This is a genomic window from Streptomyces sp. CBMA291 (assembly GCF_014596525.1).
Lineage (GTDB): Bacteria > Actinomycetota > Actinomycetes > Streptomycetales > Streptomycetaceae > Streptomyces.
Genome location: NZ_MSJP01000083.1, coordinates 48,376 through 63,626 on the forward strand (window position 1 = coordinate 48,376; position 15,251 = coordinate 63,626).

The 15,251-nt window shown below is 70.4% G+C and carries 14 protein-coding genes; 2 read left to right on the plus strand and 12 right to left on the minus strand.

Features of this window, described 5'->3' with window-relative positions:
* Positions 1–71: 71 nt before the first annotated feature.
* From BU197_RS30605 to BU197_RS19950, 8 genes are all read right to left on the minus strand, one after another.
* On the minus strand, positions 72–641 hold the full coding sequence (locus BU197_RS30605) for a hypothetical protein (protein ID WP_223183237.1): 570 nt from the start codon (positions 639–641) through the stop codon (positions 72–74).
* 56 nt (positions 642–697) lie between these two features.
* The gene (locus BU197_RS19920; RefSeq protein ID WP_188269633.1) at positions 698–1,261 is read right to left on the minus strand and encodes a GNAT family N-acetyltransferase; all 564 of its coding nucleotides are present in this window, start codon (positions 1,259–1,261) and stop codon (positions 698–700) included.
* Positions 1,239–3,767: an MMPL family transporter gene (locus tag BU197_RS19925; RefSeq protein WP_188269634.1), complete on the minus strand. Its 2,529-nt coding sequence runs from the start codon at positions 3,765–3,767 to the stop codon at positions 1,239–1,241. Before BU197_RS19925 ends, BU197_RS19920 begins: the two co-directional genes overlap by 23 nt.
* Before the next feature lie 185 nt (positions 3,768–3,952).
* Positions 3,953–6,052, minus strand: a complete 2,100-nt coding sequence (locus tag BU197_RS19930; RefSeq protein ID WP_188269635.1) for a phosphocholine-specific phospholipase C — start codon at positions 6,050–6,052, stop codon at positions 3,953–3,955.
* Between the two features lie 249 nt (positions 6,053–6,301).
* Positions 6,302–7,675, minus strand: coding sequence for a VanZ family protein (locus tag BU197_RS19935; RefSeq protein ID WP_188269636.1), 1,374 nt, complete (start codon positions 7,673–7,675; stop codon positions 6,302–6,304).
* Positions 7,676–7,777: 102 nt separating this feature from the next.
* Positions 7,778–8,689 (minus strand): hypothetical protein, encoded by a 912-nt coding sequence (locus BU197_RS19940; protein ID WP_188269637.1) that lies wholly within the window; start codon positions 8,687–8,689, stop codon positions 7,778–7,780.
* Between the two features lie 89 nt (positions 8,690–8,778).
* Entirely contained in the window at positions 8,779–9,306 is a 528-nt protein-coding gene (locus BU197_RS19945) for a hypothetical protein (RefSeq protein ID WP_188269638.1), read from the minus strand.
* Positions 9,307–9,457: 151 nt separating this feature from the next.
* Entirely contained in the window at positions 9,458–9,877 is a 420-nt protein-coding gene (locus tag BU197_RS19950; protein ID WP_188269639.1) for an ATP-binding protein, read from the minus strand.
* A 98-nt stretch (positions 9,878–9,975) separates the two neighbouring features.
* Here BU197_RS19950 and BU197_RS19955 point away from each other — a divergent pair, with 98 nt between their 5' ends.
* Together BU197_RS19955 and BU197_RS19960 are read left to right on the plus strand one after the other, a co-directional pair.
* On the plus strand, positions 9,976–10,803 hold the full coding sequence (locus tag BU197_RS19955) for a helix-turn-helix domain-containing protein (RefSeq protein ID WP_188269640.1): 828 nt from the start codon (positions 9,976–9,978) through the stop codon (positions 10,801–10,803).
* Positions 10,800–11,102 (plus strand): DUF397 domain-containing protein, encoded by a 303-nt coding sequence (locus BU197_RS19960; RefSeq protein WP_188269641.1) that lies wholly within the window; start codon positions 10,800–10,802, stop codon positions 11,100–11,102. The genes BU197_RS19955 and BU197_RS19960 overlap by 4 nt, the downstream gene beginning before the upstream one ends.
* A 142-nt stretch (positions 11,103–11,244) precedes the next feature.
* On the opposite strand, the gene BU197_RS19965 is transcribed toward BU197_RS19960, so the two are convergent.
* The 4 genes from BU197_RS19965 to gatB form a co-directional block, all read right to left on the minus strand.
* Entirely contained in the window at positions 11,245–12,111 is an 867-nt protein-coding gene (locus tag BU197_RS19965; protein ID WP_188269642.1) for an AraC family transcriptional regulator, read from the minus strand.
* A 62-nt stretch (positions 12,112–12,173) separates the two neighbouring features.
* Positions 12,174–12,986, minus strand: coding sequence for a phytanoyl-CoA dioxygenase family protein (locus BU197_RS19970; RefSeq protein WP_188269643.1), 813 nt, complete (start codon positions 12,984–12,986; stop codon positions 12,174–12,176).
* Positions 12,987–13,161: 175 nt separating this feature from the next.
* Positions 13,162–13,539, minus strand: coding sequence for a nuclear transport factor 2 family protein (locus BU197_RS19975; RefSeq protein WP_188269644.1), 378 nt, complete (start codon positions 13,537–13,539; stop codon positions 13,162–13,164).
* Between the two features lie 194 nt (positions 13,540–13,733).
* The gene (gene gatB / locus BU197_RS19980) at positions 13,734–15,245 is read right to left on the minus strand and encodes an Asp-tRNA(Asn)/Glu-tRNA(Gln) amidotransferase subunit GatB (RefSeq protein WP_188269645.1); all 1,512 of its coding nucleotides are present in this window, start codon (positions 15,243–15,245) and stop codon (positions 13,734–13,736) included.
* Between the last annotated feature and the right edge of the window lie 6 nt (positions 15,246–15,251).

Genomic DNA, 15,251 nt, shown 5'->3' on the forward strand with positions numbered 1-15,251 from the left:
CAGCTCCCCCCGGAGTGGCATCGCCCGACGGACTCACGCTACTCCGCCGTGCCCCGTCCGGTCGGGGGACCTCAGGATCCGGCGGTCGGCAGGCCGAAGAACAGGTCGAAGTAGATGCCGGCCGAGAGGATCACGCCGAGGGCGCCGAGGACCGCGCCCGCGACGGCGACCGCGCGGACCCAGGTGGGGCGGGCGGGGAGGATCAGGACGAGGATGGCGACGAACAGGGCGACGAAGGCGAAGACGCCGTTCACCAGGGCGGTGCTGTGCCAGGCGTCGCCGTAGATCTCGGAGATCTGCTGGGCCGGGGTGCCCGTGCCGGACGTGTGGATCTGTCCGATCAGCGTCTCTCGTTCGGCGACGATCCGGCCGCTCCAGGTGCCGGTGAGGGCGACGGCGCCGAGCGCGGCGGAGACCACGGCGGCTGCCGCGCCCGCGATGCCGGAGGAGGCGGGGGCGGCCACCGCCTCCTCCTCCGGGAGCAGTTCGTCGTCCTCGGGGCCTTCGGAGGAGCCTTCGGCGGCTTCGGAGGTACCGGTGGTCTCGCCCGCCGTGCCCTCGGTCTTCTTCAGGGTGTCCAACGGCTCCGGCGCGTCGGCGGAGTTCTCGGCGGGCGTGTCGGTCGTCGTCTTGGTGTCCATGGGGCCGCACGCTAGGCGGCACACATGAGAACGCCCTTAAGGCGAGGCGGCGAAGCTCAGGAAGCCGCGGTCTTCGCCTCGCGCCACTCCGGGGCGAGGACCGACCAGACCTCGGTGTCCGTGCGGACGCCCCGGTGCGGGTAGTTCTGGCGCAGGACGCCTTCCTTCGTCATCCCGAGGCGGCGGGCGACGGCGATGCTCGGCTCGTTGCCCGTGGCGGCGTGCCACTCGACGCGGTGGATGCCCCGCTCCTCGATCGCCCAGTCGATGATCACCCGGCAGGCGCGGGTGACCAGGCCCTTGCCGGCGGCGGAGGGCTCCAGCCAGCAGCCCGCCTCGGCGGTGCCGTAGACCGTGTCGAAGGTGCGGAAGAGGACGCCGCCGACGAGCGTGCCGTCGGTCCAGATGCCGTAGAGGCGGCCGGTGTCGCTCGCCGTCTTCTCCGCGTACGTACGGAGGTAGGCGCGGGTGGAGTCGAGGTCGGCGACGACGTCCGGGAGGCCGATGTGGCGGCCCACGAAGTCCCTGCCCCGGTCCATGTGGGCCAGCAGTTCCTCCGCGTGCCCGATCTCCAGGGGCCTCAGCTCGGCACCGTCGTCACCCAGCGATATCGCGAACATCGTCTTCTCTCTCCTTCATGGCGCTCTCCTGCACGGCGTTCTCCTGCACGGCCAGGGCCGTCACACACGGTACGGGGATCCGCGCACGGGTGTCCGCCGGGTCGGGCGGCTCGATGCTGATGCGGGGAAGCAGCCGGTCGAGCCAGCGGGGCAGCCACCAGTTCGCCCCGCCGAGCAGGTGCATGAGGGCGGGGACGAGGAGGGTCCGCAGGACGAAGGCGTCGAGGGCGACGGCCGCCGCGAGAGCGATGCCGAACATCGCGATGACCCGGTCTCCGGTGAGCACGAAGGCGAGGAAGACCGAGATCATGATCACGGCCGCCGAGTTGATCACCCGGCTGGTCTCGGCGAGGCCGATGCGGACCGCCCGCCGGTTGTCGCCGGTCTCGCGCCACTCCTCGTACATCCGGCTGACCAGGAAGACCTGGTAGTCCATGGAGAGCCCGAAGAGCACCGAGACCATGATCACGGGGAGGAAGGGTTCGATCGGGCCCGCGCTGCCGAGGCCGAGCAGTTCGCTGCCCCAGCCCCACTGGAAGATCGCGACGACGACGCCGAAGGCGGCGGCGACGGCCGCGATGTTCATGGCGGCGGCCTTGATCGGGATGCCGAGGGAGCGGAAGGCGAGCAGGAGCAGCAGGGAGCCGAGGGCGATGACGGAGCCGACGAAGAGCGGCAGCTTGCCGACGATGATCCCGGCGAAGTCGTCGTACGAGGCGGTGACCCCGCCGACGTACACGGTGAGGGAGGTGCCTGCGGCGGCCTTCGGCAGGACGTCCGCGCGGAGCCGGTCGACGAGTTCGCTGGTGGCCTTGGACTGCGGCGAGGAGTCGGGTACGACGGTGAGGACGGCGGTGTCGCCGGGGCCGTTGTAGGTGACCGGGGAGACGGAGGCGACGCCCCGGGTGGCGGCGAGGGTGGCCGGGAGCCGGTCGAGGGCGACCCGGTCGTCGGCGCCGTCGACCGCCGCGACGAGGGTGAGGGGGCCGTTCACGCCGGGCCCGAAGCCTTCGGCGAGCCGGTCGTACGCCTTGCGGGTGGTCGCCGTGGCCGGGTTGTTGCCCTGGTCGGAGGTGCCGAGGTGGAGGGAGAGCACGGGCAGCGCGAGGACCGCCATGACGAGGACGGCGAGGGCCCCGAGCAGCTTGGGGCGCCGCTCGACCAGGGCCGACCAGCGGGCCGCGAAGCCGGTGGGCGGTTCGGGCCGGGGTCCCTGCTCGGCCAGGATCCGCCGCTCGCGCCGGGACAGGGCGCGCGGGCCGATGAGCGAGAGCAGCGCCGGGAGCAGGGTGACGGAGGCGGCGACCGTGAGGAGGACGGTGAGGGAGGCGGCGAGGGCGACGCCGTTGAGGAAGCCGAGCCGCAGGATCAGCATGCCGAGCAGCGAGATGCAGACGGTGGCCCCGGCGAAGACGACGGCGCGGCCGGTGGTGGCGACGGCGGTCTCGGCCGCCTCGGCGACGGGGAGTCCGCGTTTCAGGCCCTTGCGGTGGCGGGTGACGATGAAGAGGGCGTAGTCGATGCCGACGCCGAGACCGACGAGCATGCCGAGCATGGGCGCGAAGTCGGCGACGGTCATGACGTGCCCGAGGAGCACGATGCCCGCGTAGGCGGTGCCGACGCTGACGAGGGCGGTCGCGAGGGGCAGGGTGGCGGCGGCGAGGGAGCCGAAGGCGAGGAAGAGGACGACGGCGGCGACGGCCACGCCGACGAACTCGGCGATGTGCCCGCCGGGGGCTTCGGTCAGGGCGACGGCGCTGCCGCCCAGTTCGACGGTGAGCCCTTCGCTCTCGTCGGCCGCCGCCTTCGCCGTGTCGACGAGGGCCCGCGCCTGGGCGGGCGGGATGTCCTCGGACGGGTGGTGGAAGGTGACGGTGGCGTAGGCGGTGTGCCCGTCCTCGCTGAACTGCCCGGCGGCTGGGCTGATCTGCGCGGCGGGGGCCGGGCTGTCCTTGGCGGGGGCTGCGCTGTCCGTGGCGGCTGCGCCGTCCGTGGCGGGGGCTGCGCCGATCTGCCCGGCGGCGGCTGCGCTGGTCTGCCCGGCGGCGGCTGCGCCGTCCGAGGCGGCGGCCGGACTCATCTGCCCGGCGGCGGCCGAGCTGTCCATGGCAGGGGCCGAGGCGTCCGTCGCGGAGGCCGAACCGTCCCTCGCGGCGGCTGCGCCGTCCGTGGCGGGGGCTGGGCCGTACGGGGTGGTGACGGCGGCGATGCCGGGCAGGGCGGCGACCTGTTCGAGCATCGCCGTCATGCGTCGTTCCACGGCGTCGGCGCGGACGCTGCCCCGGTCGCTGTGCCAGACGATGGTGTCGGTGTCGCCGCCGAGTCCGTGGAAGCCTCGGTCGAGGAGGGCGGTGGCCCGGCCGGACTCGGTGCCTGCGGCTTCGTAGTCGTTGGAGTAGGCGCTGCCCGCGAGGAGCGCGGAGGTGCCGGCCCCGCCGAGGGCGAGGAGCCACAGCAGGACGACGACGAGGCGGTGCCTGATGCACCACCGTGCGATGGCTGCCAACGGACGTGCTCCCTGGGGGATGCGTGGATCTGTCACGGGGAGTGGCCCGGAAAGAACGCGTGACCCGCGTGGGGCCACTCTTACAGCGAATCGTGATCGTTTGCCCGTTTCGTGTCGATGCTCACAGCAGTGCCCGGGGCCGGACGCGGGTCCGGTCCCCGGGCACGAAGGCGAGGTGCGGCCGGTCAGCCGGAGACGCTCGCGTGGCCGTTCTCGATGTGGCCCATCAGGCGGCGCCGGAAGCCGTCGGGCGCGGTCACCTCGATGTCGTACCAGCCGTGCGCGTCGGCGGCCGAATGGACGACGGTGCGGGACTTGCCGGGCTTCACGGTGACGGTACGGGCCCAGTCGTGGCGGTCCTCGGGGTCCACGTAGCCGAGCGGCCGGACGGTGTAGGTGACGGCGGACCTGCCGGTGTTGCGGAGGGTGAGGTGCAGGTCCCGGTCGTGGTGGTCGATCCGGGAGGTCACCTCGGCGCCGGGGGCCGTAGGTGCGGCGGGTCCTTCGAACTCGCGCCGGAAGCCGTTGGGGCCGGTGACCGTGAAGCGGTAGCGGTCGCCGGGGACGGGGACGGTCCACTCGGACGTGCCCCGGACGTCCCGGTGCTGCGGGGCGGCGAACTCGCCCGCGTACGGGTAGAGGGCGAAGTGCGCGCTCGCCTTCCCCGTGTTGGCGAGCCGTACGCGGACGGCGCCGGGTCCGACGGTCGCGGAGGCGTCCGGCTGGTACGGCAGCGGGCGGGCGGGCCGGACGCCCGGTTCCTGGACGGGCATCCGCTGGACGGCCGGGGGCTGTGGCCGCCACCGTCCGGTGAAGGGCGGGACCGGGCCGGGCCGGTCGACCTCGGGCTGCCGGTGGGTGCGCCGGAAGTCGAAGGCGGAGGTGAGGTCGCCGGTGACGGTCCTGCGCCAGGGGGTGATGTGGGGCTCGGCGACCCCGGTGAGCTTCTCCAGGAAGCGGATCACGGAGGTGTGGTCGAAGGTCTCGGAGCAGACGTAGCCGCCGACCGACCAGGGGGAGACGACGAGCAGCGGGACCCGGATGCCGAGGCCGGTCGGCTTGCCCTGCCAGCGTTCGTCGGTGTCGTCCTGCGGCGGGACCGGCGGCGGCACGTGGTCGAAGAAGCCGTCGTTCTCGTCGTAGTTGATCAGGACGACGGTGTGGCGCCAGACCTCCGGGTGGGCGCCGAGGGCGTCGAGCACCTGGTAGACGAGGCTCGCGGAGGCGACCGGCGAGGAGGCGCCGGGATGCTCGGAGTCGATCGCGGAGGGCACGAGGTAGGAGACCTCGGGGAGGGTTCCGGCGGCGACGTCGGCGCGGAAGGCGTCGGCGAGGGTGCCGCTCTCGACCCGGCGCAGTCCCCGCTCGAAGAGGGAGCGCTCGGCGCGGGTGAGCCCGGCGACGCCTTCCTCCAGGAGGGTGAGGAGCCTGGTCCGCTCGGCGGGGTCGGCGGTCTCGCGGACGGCGGCGTAGAAGGACTCCATGAAGGTGTGCCCGCCGGTCCTGGCGAGTGCCTTGCGGGCGATCTTCTTGAAGGTGGTGAAGAACTCGATGTTGTTGTCGGTGAAGTTCTCCCACTCGGTGTACGTCTTCCAGCTGCGTCCGGCGGCTTCGAGCCGTTCGGCGTAGGTGGGCCAGCCGTAGCCGGGGTGGGTGCCCTCGTCGTAGGCGGCGTTGGTGACGGCGCGGCTGCCGTCGGCCTCGTAGCCGGTCCAGCCGGACCACAGGTGGTTGCGGTTGGGGCTGGTGGAGGTGTGGATGGAGGAGTGGTAGGCGTCGCAGACGGTGAAGGTGTCGGCGAGTTCGTAGTGCAGCGGGATGTCACGGCGGTCGTAGTACGCCATGGTGGCGGCGGTCTTGGCGGTGACCCAGCCGTCCATCCAGCCGCCGTTCCAGGCCTTGCCGCCGCCGCCCCAGGAGTGGTCGAGGTCCCCGATGTACTGGAGGTCCTTGCGCTGGGTCTCGGCGGCGCCCCGGACGGGGAAGGGGAGCACGGTCCGGCCGGGCCCGGCCGGCTGTTCGAAGACCGGCCGGCCGGAGGGCAGCTCGACGGCGTTGCGGTCACCGAAGCCCCGAATGCCCCTGAGGGTGCCGAAGTAGTGATCGAAGGAACGGTTCTCCTGCATGAGGATCACCACGTGCCGGATCGACGCCAGCCCTCCGGCGGGCGGCTCGGCGGCCATCGCCGCCTGGAGCGAGGGCGGCAGCAGCGAGCCGACGGCGGCGGCGCCGAGGGCGCCTCCGCCCAGAGCGAAGAGCCTTCTGCGGGACACATCGGATGACAAGACCGGCCTCCAGTCGACGCCCCCTGGTTCGCCTTCGAACGCGGGGTGGTACGCCGGGGACGGTAGGGAGACCGGGTGACGGGAAGGAGACCTGACGGGAGCATGACGGTGAACGTTGACGGGAACGCGCCGGAGGGACGTACGATTTCCGGCCACGGCTCCGGGACGGCTCCGGGTGCGACTCCGGGTGCGGCTCCGGGCCGTCACACCTCCCGCCCCCTCCCCCGCACGGCTCCTCCCCGTGGCCCCCTACGGGGTACCGCTCCCCTGGTCTGGAACGGGAGGCTGGAGATCGACCGGAGACTCCGCAGCGCCGTGGATGTCACCGCTCGTGGCGTCCACGGTGGCGGACTTCAGCATGTCGCCGTCGCGGGCCGCCAGACGCCAATGGATGTGCCACTGGTCTGCGTGCCGCTCGACCAGGTAGACGGCCTCTCCGCGCTCGCCCTGGCCGGGCTTGAGCCTGTAATGGGCCTCGAACTTCTTCCACGCCGCTTCCCTGCCGATGCCGATCCGAGGCAGCTTGGGATCCTCGACGTCTCGGGCGATGAGGTCGGTCAGCCGGCCGGAGGGCTCGATCAGAATGTCCAGGCGCATGGGCATGAGGAGTTCGCCCTGCCGTCGTCGCCACTCCACGACCCAGCCGAGATCCTTGACGCTTGCGTCGACCGGCCACACCTTGATCTGCGCGTCCCGCAGCGCCCAGGGCGTGTGGCGTCGGGCGAACAGGGTGGCGACGGACTGGGCCTCCTGCGCGGTGCGCACGGGGCGGCTGATCCCTGGGATCCAGTAGGCATGGACCCCTTCGCCCTGGCTGGTGGGGGTGAAGTGGACGGTCAGCTTCTGACGGTCCGGCCAGGTCAATTCGGCGTAGCCTCCAGGAAGCGGCGCGTTGACGGTGTCGGGTCCGTCGATGTTGTTGTGGAAATTGGCCCGGTCGACGGTGTAGGCGTCGCCGAAGGTCTGGGCCAGTGCGGTGTTCAGAGCGCGCACCTGCTGCGGGGTGGCCGTAGGAACCTCGGTGGGCAGGACAGCGCGTACCGGCTCGATGACAGACGCCCATGTTGCCGCGATGAGCAGGGACACAGCTGCGCAGGCGAGGAGGGTACGCCGGACAGCGGCCTGGGCGAGGCCCTTGCCGTAGTGGGTCCTGCGGCAGATGAGAGCGCCTACGGCTGCTCCGGCGAGGATGCCGACCGTATTGGTGACCAGATCGTCCGTGTCGCAGAGACGAGCGATGAAGGGCACCGTGGCCTGGGCGGTCTCCAGCGTCGCGGTGAACAGGACGCCGATCGTGACACCGAAGAGGAAGCGCCGGGTGGCGAGGACGACGAACAGGCCGAACGGGACGAAGAGTACGACGTTGAGCAGGCCCTGAGGGGTAGTGAACGGCTCGGCCAAGGCGGGATTGATCGTGCAGCGATAGTCGAGGATCCCGCTTCCGCCCCAGGTGGTGAGGGCGATCGGACCGACCGTCGAGGAAGCCCACAGGCCGTGGAAAACGGCGGGAGCACGGTCGGTACGCCGTGCGGCGACGACGTACACGACGAAGCCCGCAGCGAGGGTGGTCGCGATGGCGAGCGCGAGAAAGACCGGATGGTCCTGGAAGACGGCTTTGATCATGTGAGGCGCCTTGTTCGTGGGTAAGGCCCGTGTCACGCGTGGAACGCCTCGGCCTCAGGATCGGCAGAGCCGCCTCGACGGCCACACGATCAGCGGCTTCGGTCAGGTCGTCTCAGGCGTCACACAATGCGGCCCCTTCGCCAGCACCCGCTTCTCCGCGTACAGGTCGACCAAGGACCCCTTGGCCGCTTCCTTCGCCCTCCAGCGGCCCTCGGCGAAGAGGGGGCGCAGGTAGCCGTCGTTCCGGGAGGCGCAGTCGTGGTTGGCGATCTCGCTCGCGTACGCGTCCAGGACGAGTTTCCCGTTCCTCGACGTGAACGTCATCTGGCGCCGTACCGCGACCCTCGCCACCTCGGGGAGGCCGATCATCACCTGGGGTGCGTCCACCGCCCCCACCAGCGCGTACACGAAGGTGTAGTCGGTGTGGACGACCAGTTCCCCGGCAGTGGAGATCTCGTAGGTCATCTCGCCACGGGACCGGATGCCGTCGCGCTCGATGCGGTAGAGCCCGGGTTCGAAGCGGGTGACGATGTCCTTGCGGACGGCGTCGTCCACGCCGCTCGGGTCGAGCAGGGGAGGCACTTCTCCCGCCATGAGGCCCCCCGGGATGTTGGTCGCGGTGAGGAACTTCTTCACGTCGTCGAAGACGGCGGTCATCTCCTTGGCGGTGAACTTGCCCCCGGGTACGGCCATCGGGGTGTAGATCCCGTCGGCGTCGCTCGCCCAGCCGCGCGCCGGGGAGTTCCGGTACGGCATCCCGACCGAGTAGGGCCAGTCGGCGGGCCACATCTTCTCGTCGAGCGTGTGCGGGCTGGACGCCTCGTACGGTGGGCGCTCCCCCGTCGAGTCGGCCAGCCAGTAGCCGAACCCGCCGAGGACGACGAGCCCGGCGCCGGTCATCAGCGCGTACCGGCGGCGGCGCGCCTTCCGTTCGCGCCGCAGCGCCTCCTCGCGCGCCGGGTCGTCCGCCTCCGCGCGCATCCGGGCGACGTAGTCCGTGGGCTCCACCGACATGTGCTGCTTCCTCCCCGACTCCCTCCCCACCGGGACCGAAGGGGAGGGAGCGGAGCTTCTCACACGCCGGAGCGGCAAGCCCCGTCAGGTCACATCCAGTAGAGCCGCACGGCCTCCATGGGGATCCCCTGGCCGGTGGTGCCGATGATCTCCTCGGCGTCGCAGCCGGGGCGGTACGTGTGGAGCGGCGACGGACCGGAGTTGACGGTTCCGACGTTCCGGAGGTGGCCCTGCGCGCCGAAGTACCCCGAGCCGCAGTGGTAGAACGAGATCGCCTCGATCGCCGCGTTCATGCCCGTCGTGCCGATCTCGGCCGCGTGCCCCGGCTCCGCGCACTGGTACGTCGAGTCCCACCCGTAGCCGGAGCGGTGGGCGCGCAGACAGACCTTGCCCGCGCTGACGGTCACCCGCAGCGCCTCCAGGTTGCGGCCCTCGCCGATCGAGCCGGCCCACTGCCCGTTGCACTGCTCAAGCTTCCAACCGACGTTCTGCACATGCGGCTTGTAGCACACGTCGGCGGTGGCCGCCTGCGCGGTTCCGGCGGTGCCGCCGACTCCGAGCGTGGTCGCGGCCACCAGTCCGATGGTGCCCAGTGCCTGCGTCGCCTTCTTCAGCATGAAACCGGCCCCCAGTTCTCGATCATGGAATGGTGGCGTTCACGCTAACAAGGCACATCTCGACTTTACGTAAAATTTATACCAACTCGCTGCAAAGCAGAGCGGTATGAGTGTTCACCCACCCATACCGCCCCTCCCCCCGCCTCCCCTCCTAGAACGCGTCCCCCACCCCCGTGAACTCGCACCAGACGATCTTGCCGGGCGACCGGGGGCCCACGCCCCAGCGGTCCGCGAGGGCGTCGACCAGGAGGAGACCTCGGCCGGACTCGTCGGCGGGTTCCCGTCGCTCGGGGGTGCCGTCGCCGCTGTCGTGGACCTCGACGCGGAGAGGACCCGGGCGGTCGAGGGAGAGGCAGAGCCGGTAGCCACGGCCCGGCGGGACTCCGTGGCGGAGGGCGTTGGTGGCGAGTTCGCTGACGCACAGGAGTACGTCGTCCGCGCAGGCGTCCAGGCCCCAGTCGATCAGCGCCTTGCGGGCGAAGTCGCGGGCGAGGGGGACGGTACGGCGCTCGCGAGGGTAGAAAACCTCGCGGAACAGGGGGAGTTGGTTGTCCACGGCGCTAACCTTCATCCCTCCCGCCCCAACCGCCCCAGGGAGCCGACCCGTACAAATTCTTTGTACGGGTCCGTGATGCGTCGAGCACGCCCAGTGAGGGGAAGCCACCGATCATGCAACGCGGCACCAACACCAAGAAGAAAGTTCCCTCATGGGAAGTGGTCGGCGCGCTCCTGGCGCTCTACCGGAAACAAGCCGGTCTGACCCAGCCCCAGTTGGCCACGCACCTGTGCGTGGGGCTGGAGACCCTGGGCTCGATCGAGCAGGGGCGGAGAGCCCTGCGACTGTCGCTCGCCCGCGAGATCGACGACCTCCTGGAGACGAAGGGAGCACTCACCGTAGCCGTCTCCAAGGCGCCGAAGAAAGAGCGGTTTCCGGCGTTCGTTCAGGACTTCATCGAGCTGGAGGCACAGGCACTCAACCTCTGCTCGTACGAGAACGGGGTCGTTCCTGGTCTGCTCCAGAGCGCCGAGTACGCCCGCGCCGTCTTCGACAGTCTGTATCCGCCGATCACTTCGCAGGAGGCGGAGGATCGGATGCTCGACCGGCTCGATCGTCAACGGATCTTCGAGCAGAAGCCCTGGCCGCCGATGATGTCCTTCCTCCTGGATGAATCCGTCCTGGAGAGGGCCATCGGCGGACCCGAAGTACTCAGGGGGCAGATTCTCCATCTGCGCCAGATGGCCGAACTGCCCTTCCTCGCCATCCAGATCATCCCGAAGTCCCGGACCAAACACGCGGGGCTCGACGGACCCATGGTGCTCATCGAAACGCCTGACCACGAACACGTCGCCTATATCGAGGGACAGCGGGTGAGCTGCCTCATCGACGACCCCGACGAGGTCGGTATTCTCCAGGCCAAGTATGGAATGCTGCGGTCACAGGCCCTGACGCCCGAGGAAACCATGGGCCTGTTGGATCGTCTGGCAGGAGAGACATGAGCGCAGCAGCACTTTCGTGGTTCAAGTCCAGCTACAGCGGCAGCGAGGGTGGCAACTGCCTCGAAGTCGCCTACGACTGGCGTAAGTCCAGTTACAGCGGCAGCGAGGGTGGCGACTGCCTTGAGATGGCCTACGGCTGGTGCAAGTCCAGCTACAGCAGCGACGAGGGCGGCGCCTGCGTAGAGGTGTCCGCCCACCCCGCCGCCGTCCACGTCCGTGACTCCAAGCTCGGCGAGACCAGCCCCGTCTTCACCGTCTCCCCCGGCGTCTGGGGCGCCTTCGTCGGCGCGACGGTCTGAGCGCGGCGACAACTCCGCGCCTGCCCGTTCACACCTGGCACACAAGAGCGGCCCCGCACCGGATTCCGGTGCGGGGCCGCTTCTCGCGCTGAAGACCCGGGGAAGGGCTCGCCCACGCCTGCCCGTGGGCATACCGCCAGGCTCAGCCGTGCTCGGGCTCCACCGGGAGCCACAGTTCGGCGTCTGCCTCGGTCTTCTCCGGGGACAGATGGGTGCGCAGGATCTCGGGGCCGGTGCGGGTGCGGTACGGGTTCGACGGGAACCACTCGGTGAACACGTCCCGCCACAGCTCCTGGATGGCCCGCGGTACCGGCCCGGAGGTGGTGAAGACCGCCCAGGTGCCCGCCGGAACGGCCAACGTGGTCGTGCCCTCCGGAGCTGCCGCGGAGGTGATCACGCCCTGGTGGTAGTCGAGTCCAGTGCCCTCGGCGCGGCTGGGGTCCATGCCGTCGCAGACCGCGACGATGCCATGCGGCTCCTGGTCCGACAGCTTCTCCAGGCGCTCCAGGGCCCGTGGGCCGATCCCTCGGACGAAGTCCATGATCGCCTGGTTCGGGCCCGCGTGCACCAGCGGTACCCGCGTCTTGAACCCGACGACGGTGAAGTCCGCCCTGTCCACGACGCGGTAGCGCATACTGCTGCTCCCTTCGACGGTGAGGCGGAAGGCCATCCGGGACTGGGAGTCGAGTACCGCGCCGGTCCGCCGGGCCTCGCCTGGTCCGACGCCGTGCATGGCCCGGAACGCCCGCGCGAACGCCTCACCGGAGCTGTAGCCGTAGCGCACCGCGATCTCCAGCAGCGTTTCACGTTCCGCGAGCACTTCGGCGCCCGCGAGAGTGAGCCGACGGCGCCGGATGTACTCCGACAGCGGCATGCCCGCGAGTGCGGAGAACATCCGGCGCAGGTGGTGCTCCGAAGTGGCCGCGATGCGTGCCAGCTCCCCCACGTCGACGGCCTGGTCGAGATGGCGCTCGATGTGCTCCATGGCCTGGTTCAGCCGCTCCAGCATGCCTGGCCTCCTTCCTCATCCCTCTTCACGGCCACCTCGCCGACGACAGTCGTGGAACACGTCTACCCGGCGCTGTGGTCGGTTCCGTCCCCGTCCGGACCGGGGGTATCCCGTCCCAGACCCCGGCGGATCGCGATCTCCACGGGTGAGTACGCGCCGTCGGCCCGCTCCAGTTCGTACGGCGTGGCCGGCATCAGCGGCGGCTGGGCCATGAAGCGCGGTCGCGCCCCATGGTGCGGTTGCGCCGCGTGCACCAGGAACGGGTGGCACAGGAAGACGTCGCCCGGGGACCCGGTGGCGAGGGCGAGTGGCCGGTGGTCGGTCGCCGCCACCAGACCGGGCGCGAGGGCCAGCCCGCTCGCCCCGCTCTCCCCGTACTCCTCCAGCACCTTCGGCACGTCGAGGTGTGAGCCGACCCTGATCCGGGTCGGGGCGTCCTCCTCACCGACCTCGCTGAACAGGAACAGCATCAGCAACGCCCGGCCCCGGGAGCGCAGATTGGTGAAGTACCAGCTCTCCCCCTCCGGCAGATAGCTCCCCTCGATGTGCCAACCCGCGTCGTCCGGCTCCTCCTCGTGCGGGAAGCGCAGCGGGAACGTGCCCAGCGAGTAGCGCGGCTCCCAGCGTCCCGCGCCGACGAGCAGGTCGTACGCGTGCTGGAGGGACGGGGAATTGGGTGCGGCGGCGAACGGCCCCTGCGCCATGCCTGCCACCCAGTGCACGGGCTCCGTCCATGTCGACGGGTCGTCCGGGTCGCAACCCGTCTCCCGCCACAGCAGCCGTGCGCAGTCAGCGGCCACGCGCGGCGCGACGGCGCCCTCCAGCTTCACGAAGCCGTCACGGAGGAAACGGGATACCAAGGTCGTGTCATCCATGCCCCCATCCTGCGGCGACACCGGCTCCGACCACCCGATATTTTCCGCACCGCCTTTGTCGGGTACGAGGATGGGCGCCCGGCCCCCTGCCACACCGCCCGCTCCAGGGCCCGCGTCGAGGCCGAGGTCCACCCGGGCCAGCGCTCCGACCAGGAGGGTTCGCCGGAGGGACGGTTCAGGAGGCGGGCGGCTCGATTTCCCCCGCGAAGACGATGACCTGGTCGATGAGGCTCCGTCGCAGATGGACGACGTCCGTTCCCGCCAGGCGGGGGCCGCCCTCGGGCGTGGTGAAGACCCACTGGTAGCGGGCCCATTCGTGAGGCATGTCCACCGCCGAGCAGCGCACCATCGTGCCGGTCCCCGCCGGGTGGTGCCGGATGTCCAGCACGAACCGCTCGACCGCCGCGATTCCCTCGCTGCGGCCCAGCGGTCCCCAGAAGACCACGTCCGAGGTCAGCGCCTGGGAGAGCAGGACGGTCACATAGTTGTCGTCCGAGGCGTTGAACGCGGAGATGAACGTGTCGATCGCGGAACGTGCGGTCTCTTCCTGCATGCCCCAGTAATACCAGCCGCTCCGCCGCCTCTGGCGGGGGTCGCCGTTGCGGTACCAGACGACCAGTCCGACGACGGTGGCGGCGGACGTCAGTGGCCCCGCACCGGGAGTTCCGGTGCGGGGCCACTGACGTACGAATACGGGGAGATCAGTCGTACGAAGACGACGGGATCAGCCGTACGAAGACAAGGGGATCAGCCCTCGGTGACGCCCAGCTTCTCCAGGATCAGGTCCTTGACCTTCGCCGCGTCCGCCTGACCGCGCGTCGCCTTCATGACCGCGCCGACCAGCGCGCCGACCGCCGCGACCTTGCCGCCGCGGATCTTGTCGGCGATCGCCGCGTTGCCCGCGATGGCCTCCTCGACCGCCGCGCCGAGCGCGCCGTCGTCGGACACGACCTTCAGACCGCGCTTCTCGACGACCTCGTCCGGAGTGCCCTCGCCCGCGAGAACGCCCTCGATGACCTGACGGGCCAGCTTGTCGTTCAGATCGCCGGAAGCGACCAGGGCGGAGACCCGGGCCACGTCCGCAGGCGTGATCGCCAGCTCCTCCAGGGAGACACCCTGCTCGTTGGCGTTGCGCGCCAGCTCGCCCAGCCACCACTTACGGGCCGAAGCCGCGTCCGCGCCCGCCTCGATCGTGGCGACGATCGGGTCGACCGCGCCCGCGTTGAGAATGGACTGCATGTCCAGCTCGGACACGCCCCACTCCTCGCGCAGCCGGTTGCGGCGCACGCGCGGCAGCTCGGGCAGCCCCTTGCGCAGCTCCTCGACCCAGTCACGGGCGGGAGCCACCGGCACCAGGTCCGGCTCCGGGAAGTAGCGGTAGTCCTCGGCGTTGTCCTTGATCCGGCCCGAGGTGGTGGAGCCGTCGTCCTCGTGGAAGTGACGGGTCTCCTGCACGATCGTGCCGCCGGAGGACAGCACCGCCGCGTGACGCTGGATCTCGAAACGCGCCGCCCGCTCCACCGAACGGAGCGAGTTCACGTTCTTCGTCTCCGAACGCGTGCCGAAGGTCTCGGTGCCGTGCGGGCGCAGCGACAGGTTCACGTCGCAGCGCATCTGGCCCTTGTCCATCCGCGCATCGGAGACGTCCAGGGCACGGATCAGCTCGCGCAGCTCGGCGACGTACGCCTTGGCGACCTCGGGAGCCCGCTCGCCCGCGCCCTCGATCGGCTTGGTGACGATCTCGATGAGCGGGATGCCGGCCCGGTTGTAGTCGAGCAGCGAGTGCGAGGCGCCGTGGATACGGCCGGTCGCGCCACCGATGTGGGTGGACTTGCCGGTGTCCTCCTCCATGTGGGCGCGCTCGATCTCCACGCGGAAGACCTCGCCGTCCTCCAGCTGCACGTCGAGGTAGCCGTTGAAGGCGATCGGCTCGTCGTACTGGGAGGTCTGGAAGTTCTTCGGCATGTCCGGATAGAAGTAGTTCTTCCGGGCGAAGCGGCACCACTCGGCGATCTCGCAGTGCAGCGCGAGACCGATCTTGATGGCCGACTCGACGCCGATCGAGTTGACCACCGGCAGCGAGCCGGGCAGACCGAGGCAGGTCGGGCAGGTCTGCGAGTTCGGCTCCGCGCCCAGCTCGGTCGAGCAGCCGCAGAACATCTTGGTCTTGGTGCCCAGCTCGACATGGACCTCAAGGCCCATGACGGGGTCGTACTCGGCGAGCGCCGCTTCGTACGACAGCAGTTCAGTGACAGTCACGGTGGA

Bases quoted from the DNA above. Each gene is read 5' to 3' on its own strand.
- BU197_RS30605 (WP_223183237.1), bottom strand. From the start codon at position 641: ATGGACACCAAGACGACGACCGACACGCCCGCCGAGAACTCCGCCGAC.
- BU197_RS19920 (WP_188269633.1), bottom strand. From the start codon at position 1,261: ATGTTCGCGATATCGCTGGGTGACGACGGTGCCGAGCTGAGGCCCCTG.
- BU197_RS19935 (WP_188269636.1), bottom strand. From the start codon at position 7,675: ATGATCAAAGCCGTCTTCCAGGACCATCCGGTCTTTCTCGCGCTCGCC.
- BU197_RS19940 (WP_188269637.1), bottom strand. From the start codon at position 8,689: ATGTCGGTGGAGCCCACGGACTACGTCGCCCGGATGCGCGCGGAGGCG.
- BU197_RS19945 (WP_188269638.1), bottom strand. From the start codon at position 9,306: ATGCTGAAGAAGGCGACGCAGGCACTGGGCACCATCGGACTGGTGGCC.
- BU197_RS19950 (WP_188269639.1), bottom strand. From the start codon at position 9,877: ATGAAGGTTAGCGCCGTGGACAACCAACTCCCCCTGTTCCGCGAGGTT.
- BU197_RS19955 (WP_188269640.1), top strand. From the start codon at position 9,976: ATGCAACGCGGCACCAACACCAAGAAGAAAGTTCCCTCATGGGAAGTG.
- BU197_RS19960 (WP_188269641.1), top strand. From the start codon at position 10,800: ATGAGCGCAGCAGCACTTTCGTGGTTCAAGTCCAGCTACAGCGGCAGC.
- BU197_RS19965 (WP_188269642.1), bottom strand. From the start codon at position 12,111: ATGCTGGAGCGGCTGAACCAGGCCATGGAGCACATCGAGCGCCATCTC.
- BU197_RS19970 (WP_188269643.1), bottom strand. From the start codon at position 12,986: ATGGATGACACGACCTTGGTATCCCGTTTCCTCCGTGACGGCTTCGTG.
- BU197_RS19975 (WP_188269644.1), bottom strand. From the start codon at position 13,539: ATGCAGGAAGAGACCGCACGTTCCGCGATCGACACGTTCATCTCCGCG.